2 tRNA genes and 3 rRNA genes are annotated in these 5,786 nt (G+C 53.5%); all 5 read left to right on the top strand.

The features are described from left to right. Window positions 1-207: 207 nt before the first annotated feature. The 5 genes from C7H10_RS01180 to rrf all read left to right on the top strand — a co-directional run bounded on the left by C7H10_RS01180 (window position 208) and on the right by rrf (window position 5,773). Window positions 208-1,748 (top strand): 16S ribosomal RNA (locus C7H10_RS01180). A gap of 240 nt (window positions 1,749-1,988) precedes the next feature. After that, window positions 1,989-2,065 (top strand) — tRNA-Ile (locus C7H10_RS01175). 223 nt (window positions 2,066-2,288) lie between these two features. Beyond that, window positions 2,289-2,364, top strand: a tRNA-Ala gene (locus tag C7H10_RS01170). Window positions 2,365-2,661: 297 nt separating this feature from the next. Further along, a 23S ribosomal RNA gene (locus tag C7H10_RS01165) occupies window positions 2,662-5,553 on the top strand. A 106-nt stretch (window positions 5,554-5,659) separates the two neighbouring features. Beyond that, window positions 5,660-5,773 (top strand): 5S ribosomal RNA (rrf, locus tag C7H10_RS01160). The 16S, 23S and 5S rRNA genes sit together here with 2 tRNA genes alongside, the layout of an rRNA operon. Window positions 5,774-5,786: the final 13 nt, after the last annotated feature.

The raw sequence follows: 5,786 nt of genomic DNA, 5'->3' as shown, positions 1-5,786 counted from the left end.
AAATAAACGGTTGACAGGGCAGCGGAACGATGTAGAATACGCGGCCTTGATTGAGCAACAGCTCAAACGCTCTTTAAAAAGTTAACCAAGTAATTCGTGTGGGCGCTGGCCGAGGTATTTCGGATACGAAATATCAGGACAGTGACTCGTCGAAATTGAGTTTTGTCTTGAGCAAGAATTAAGAACTTTCGAGTTCTTGTATGATTTAAACTGAAGAGTTTGATCATGGCTCAGATTGAACGCTGGCGGCAGGCTTAACACATGCAAGTCGAGCGGTAACAGGGGGTGCTTGCACCCCGCTGACGAGCGGCGGACGGGTGAGTAATGCTTAGGAATCTGCCCAGTAGTGGGGGATAGCCCGGGGAAACCCGGATTAATACCGCATACGTCCTACGGGAGAAAGCAGGGGATCTTCGGACCTTGCGCTACTGGATGAGCCTAAGTCGGATTAGCTAGTTGGTGGGGTAAAGGCCTACCAAGGCGACGATCCGTAGCTGGTCTGAGAGGATGATCAGCCACATCGGGACTGAGACACGGCCCGAACTCCTACGGGAGGCAGCAGTGGGGAATATTGGACAATGGGGGCAACCCTGATCCAGCCATGCCGCGTGTGTGAAGAAGGCTTTCGGGTTGTAAAGCACTTTCAGCGAGGAGGAAGGCTCTGAAGTTAATACCTTCAGGGATTGACGTTACTCGCAGAAGAAGCACCGGCTAACTCCGTGCCAGCAGCCGCGGTAATACGGAGGGTGCAAGCGTTAATCGGAATTACTGGGCGTAAAGCGCGCGTAGGTGGTTAGGTAAGCGAGATGTGAAAGCCCCGGGCTTAACCTGGGAACGGCATTTCGAACTGTCTGACTAGAGTGTGGTAGAGGGTAGTGGAATTTCCTGTGTAGCGGTGAAATGCGTAGATATAGGAAGGAACACCAGTGGCGAAGGCGGCTACCTGGACCAACACTGACACTGAGGTGCGAAAGCGTGGGGAGCAAACAGGATTAGATACCCTGGTAGTCCACGCCGTAAACGATGTCAACTAGCCGTTGGGACTCTTGAAGTCTTAGTGGCGCAGCTAACGCACTAAGTTGACCGCCTGGGGAGTACGGCCGCAAGGTTAAAACTCAAATGAATTGACGGGGGCCCGCACAAGCGGTGGAGCATGTGGTTTAATTCGACGCAACGCGAAGAACCTTACCTGGCCTTGACATCCAGAGAACTTTCCAGAGATGGATTGGTGCCTTCGGGAACTCTGAGACAGGTGCTGCATGGCCGTCGTCAGCTCGTGTCGTGAGATGTTGGGTTAAGTCCCGTAACGAGCGCAACCCCTATCCCTGGTTGCTAGCAGGTAATGCTGAGAACTCCAGGGAGACTGCCGGTGACAAACCGGAGGAAGGTGGGGATGACGTCAGGTCATCATGGCCCTTACGGCCAGGGCTACACACGTGCTACAATGGCGCGTACAGAGGGCTGCCAACTCGCGAGAGTGCGCCAATCCCTTAAAACGCGTCGTAGTCCGGATCGGAGTCTGCAACTCGACTCCGTGAAGTCGGAATCGCTAGTAATCGCGAATCAGAATGTCGCGGTGAATACGTTCCCGGGCCTTGTACACACCGCCCGTCACACCATGGGAGTGGATTGCACCAGAAGTAGTTAGTCTAACCTTCGGGAGGACGATTACCACGGTGTGGTTCATGACTGGGGTGAAGTCGTAACAAGGTAGCCGTAGGGGAACCTGCGGCTGGATCACCTCCTTAAACGAAGCCGAATGCTTCGGTCAGAGTCCACACGAATTACTTGGTTGACTAATAAAGAGAGCAAAAGGGTCTATGCAGGCCCGATGACTGTGTCACATTAAAGTGAAGCAGGCATTAGCGCTGTAGATTGTGACAGCTGACAAGGCGCAGGCTGAGAGAGCGAGGGAGCGTACATGAGTACGTGACCGAGTGAACGAAGGCTGTAACGCAGCTCAGGTGGCACAAGATGCAGTGATAATTGGGTCTGTAGCTCAGGTGGTTAGAGCGCACCCCTGATAAGGGTGAGGTCGGTGGTTCAAGTCCACCCAGACCCACCAGAATTTCACTGCTCGTCGTTGTCGAAGCACTTGCATAGCAGGCTATGCGGCGCACTTCGACGCCTAGATCAGCAAAATTCTGGTCTTGGAGGCGATAGCAGAGCGCAGGTCAGGTTTCGTTAACCTAGGCGCAGCTTGAGTGAGTAAGGGAGTGACCCTCGATGGGTCATGACCGCAGCGAACGAATGTTGCAACGACGGGTAACGGAAGCTGGACAAGTTCTGGGGCTATAGCTCAGCTGGGAGAGCGCCTGCCTTGCACGCAGGAGGTCGGCAGTTCGATCCTGCCTAGCTCCACCAAACTTTACTGACGAAAGTCAGTGTACAGAAACGAATGTTTCATATCGATGAAGCCTTCCTTTCTGATCACTGGGTCAGATTTGCTCTTTAACAAATTGGACGAGATAGAACACGAATAGATTTCTCTCATTATCTCCGAGAGAAACTGTTCAAAGTGATAGCGATTTCAAGCGTTATCCGGTGTTGTCGTTGAAGTGGTTGTTATATTGCTTCAAGTGACTGTCTCGAAACAGGGTTCTGTATCAGGCTTGCCTGGTAAAGGATGCTGAATCGTGATCAGTTGTCTTGGGGTTATATAGTCAAGCAACTAAGCGCATACGGTGGATGCCTTGGCAGTCAGAGGCGATGAAAGACGTGGAAGCCTGCGATAAGGTTCGGGGAGCTGGCAAACGAGCTGTGATCCGGACATCTCTGAATGGGGAAACCCACCTGGTTTCGGCCAGGTATCTTACACTGAATCCATAGGTGTAAGAGGCGAACCGGGGGAACTGAAACATCTAAGTACCCCGAGGAAAAGAAATCAACCGAGATTCCCTAAGTAGCGGCGAGCGAACGGGGACCAGCCCTTAAGCTGGACAACTGGTAGGAGAAGGCTCTGGAAAGTGCCGCCATAGTGGGTGATAGCCCCGTATCCGAAACCTGAGTCCAGTGAAATCGAGTAGGTCGGCGCACGAGAAACGTTGACTGAACATGGGGGGACCATCCTCCAAGGCTAAATACTCCTGACTGACCGATAGTGAACCAGTACCGTGAGGGAAAGGCGAAAAGAACCCCTGTGAGGGGAGTGAAATAGACCCTGAAACCGTATGCGTACAAGCAGTCGGAGCAGACTTGTTCTGTGACGGCGTACCTTTTGTATAATGGGTCAGCGACTTATGTTCAGTGGCGAGGTTAACCGTTTAGGGGAGCCGTAGGGAAACCGAGTCTGAATAGGGCGAATTAGTCGCTGGGCATAGACCCGAAACCGGGCGATCTATCCATGAGCAGGTTGAAGGTGCCGTAACAGGCACTGGAGGACCGAACCCACTGTCGTTGAAAAGCCAGGGGATGACTTGTGGATCGGAGTGAAAGGCTAATCAAGCCCGGAGATAGCTGGTTCTCCCCGAAAGCTATTTAGGTAGCGCCTCGGACGAATACCACAGGGGGTAGAGCACTGTTTCGGCTAGGGGGTCATCTCGACTTACCAACCCGATGCAAACTCCGAATACCTGTGAGTACTATCCGGGAGACACACGGCGGGTGCTAACGTCCGTCGTGAAGAGGGAAACAACCCAGACCGCCAGCTAAGGTCCCAAAGTACCAGTTAAGTGGGAAACGATGTGGGAAGGCTCAGACAGCTAGGAGGTTGGCTTAGAAGCAGCCATCCTTTAAAGAAAGCGTAATAGCTCACTAGTCGAGTCGGCCTGCGCGGAAGATGTAACGGGGCTCAAACTGGTCACCGAAGCTGCGGCTGCATACTTTGTATGCGGGGTAGGGGAGCGTTCTGTAAGCCTGCGAAGGTGTGTTGAGAAGCATGCTGGAGGTATCAGAAGTGCGAATGCTGACATGAGTAACGACAATGCGGGTGAAAAACCCGCACGCCGGAAGACCAAGGGTTCCTGCGCAACGCTAATCGGCGCAGGGTGAGTCGGCCCCTAAGGCGAGACCGAAAGGTGTAGTCGATGGGAAACGGGTTAATATTCCCGTACCTTGGATAGCTGCGATGGAGAGACGGAGAAGGCTAGGTGAGCCGGGCGACGGTTGTCCCGGTTTAAGCGAGTAGGGAGTGGACTTAGGCAAATCCGGGTCCACAATCCTGAGACGCGACGACGAGTGCCCAAGGGCGCGAAGTCATTGATGCCCTGCTTCCAGGAAAATCTTCTAAGCTTCAGGCTATTCGAGACCGTACCCCAAACCGACACAGGTGGTCAGGTAGAGAATACCAAGGCGCTTGAGAGAACTCGGGTAAAGGAACTAGGCAAAATGGTGCCGTAACTTCGGGAGAAGGCACGCCGGTGTGTACGTGAAGCCCCTGCGGGTGGAGCGGAAGCCGGTCGAAGATACCAGGCCCCTGCGACTGTTTATTAAAAACACAGCACTCTGCAAACACGTAAGTGGACGTATAGGGTGTGACGCCTGCCCGGTGCCGGAAGGTTAATTGATGGGGTTAGCACTCGTGCGAAGCTCTTGATCGAAGCCCCGGTAAACGGCGGCCGTAACTATAACGGTCCTAAGGTAGCGAAATTCCTTGTCGGGTAAGTTCCGACCTGCACGAATGGCGTAACGATGGGGGCGCTGTCTCTACCCGAGACTCAGTGAAATTGAAATCGCCGTGAAGATGCGGTGTATCCGCGGCTAGACGGAAAGACCCCGTGAACCTTTACTATAGCTTCACAGTGAACTTTGAGCATGCTTGTGTAGGATAGCTGGGAGGCTTTGAACCCGGGACGCCAGTTCCGGTGGAGCCAACCTTGAAATACCAGCCTGGCATGTTTGAGGTTCTAACTCTGACCCCTTATCGGGGTTGAGGACACTGTGTGGTGGGTAGTTTGACTGGGGCGGTCTCCTCCCAAAGCGTAACGGAGGAGCACAAAGGTGGGCTAAGTACGGTCGGACATCGTACGGTTAGTGTAATGGCACAAGCCCGCTTGACTGCGAGACAGACACGTCGAGCAGGTACGAAAGTAGGTCATAGTGATCCGGTGGTTCTGTATGGAAGGGCCATCGCTCAACGGATAAAAGGTACTCCGGGGATAACAGGCTGATACCGCCCAAGAGTTCACATCGACGGCGGTGTTTGGCACCTCGATGTCGGCTCATCACATCCTGGGGCTGAAGCCGGTCCCAAGGGTATGGCTGTTCGCCATTTAAAGTGGTACGCGAGCTGGGTTTAGAACGTCGTGAGACAGTTCGGTCCCTATCTGCCGTGGACGTTGGAGATTTGAGGAAAGCTGCTCCTAGTACGAGAGGACCGGAGTGGACGAACCGCTGGTGTTCGGGTTGTGTCGCCAGACGCATTGCCCGGTAGCTATGTTCGGACAGGATAACCGCTGAAAGCATCTAAGCGGGAAGCCCCTTCCAAGATGAGATCTCCCTGAGGCCTTGAGCCTCCTGAAGAGCCGTTCAAGACCAGGACGTTGATAGGCTGGGTGTGTAAGCGCTGTGAGGCGTTGAGCTAACCAGTACTAATTGCTCGTGCGGCTTGACTATATAACACCCAAGACAATTGCGGATAACGCAGAGCAGGGCAAACGCCAGGCTCCACAGAAATCAACATCACGTTCCATCTCGTCCTTCCCAGTGATCATCCGTTTTGCCTGACGACCATAGCGGTCTGGAACCACCTGATCCCATCCCGAACTCAGAAGTGAAACAGACCAGCGCCGATGGTAGTGTGGTTCGCCCATGTGAGAGTAGGTCATCGTCAGGCTCTTAATACCAAA

It is taken from the genome of Marinobacter shengliensis, from assembly GCF_003007715.1.
Lineage (GTDB): Bacteria > Pseudomonadota > Gammaproteobacteria > Pseudomonadales > Oleiphilaceae > Marinobacter > Marinobacter shengliensis.
The sequence above is the reverse complement of the archived record's forward strand: the minus strand, read 5'-3'. Positions and strand labels throughout refer to the sequence as shown.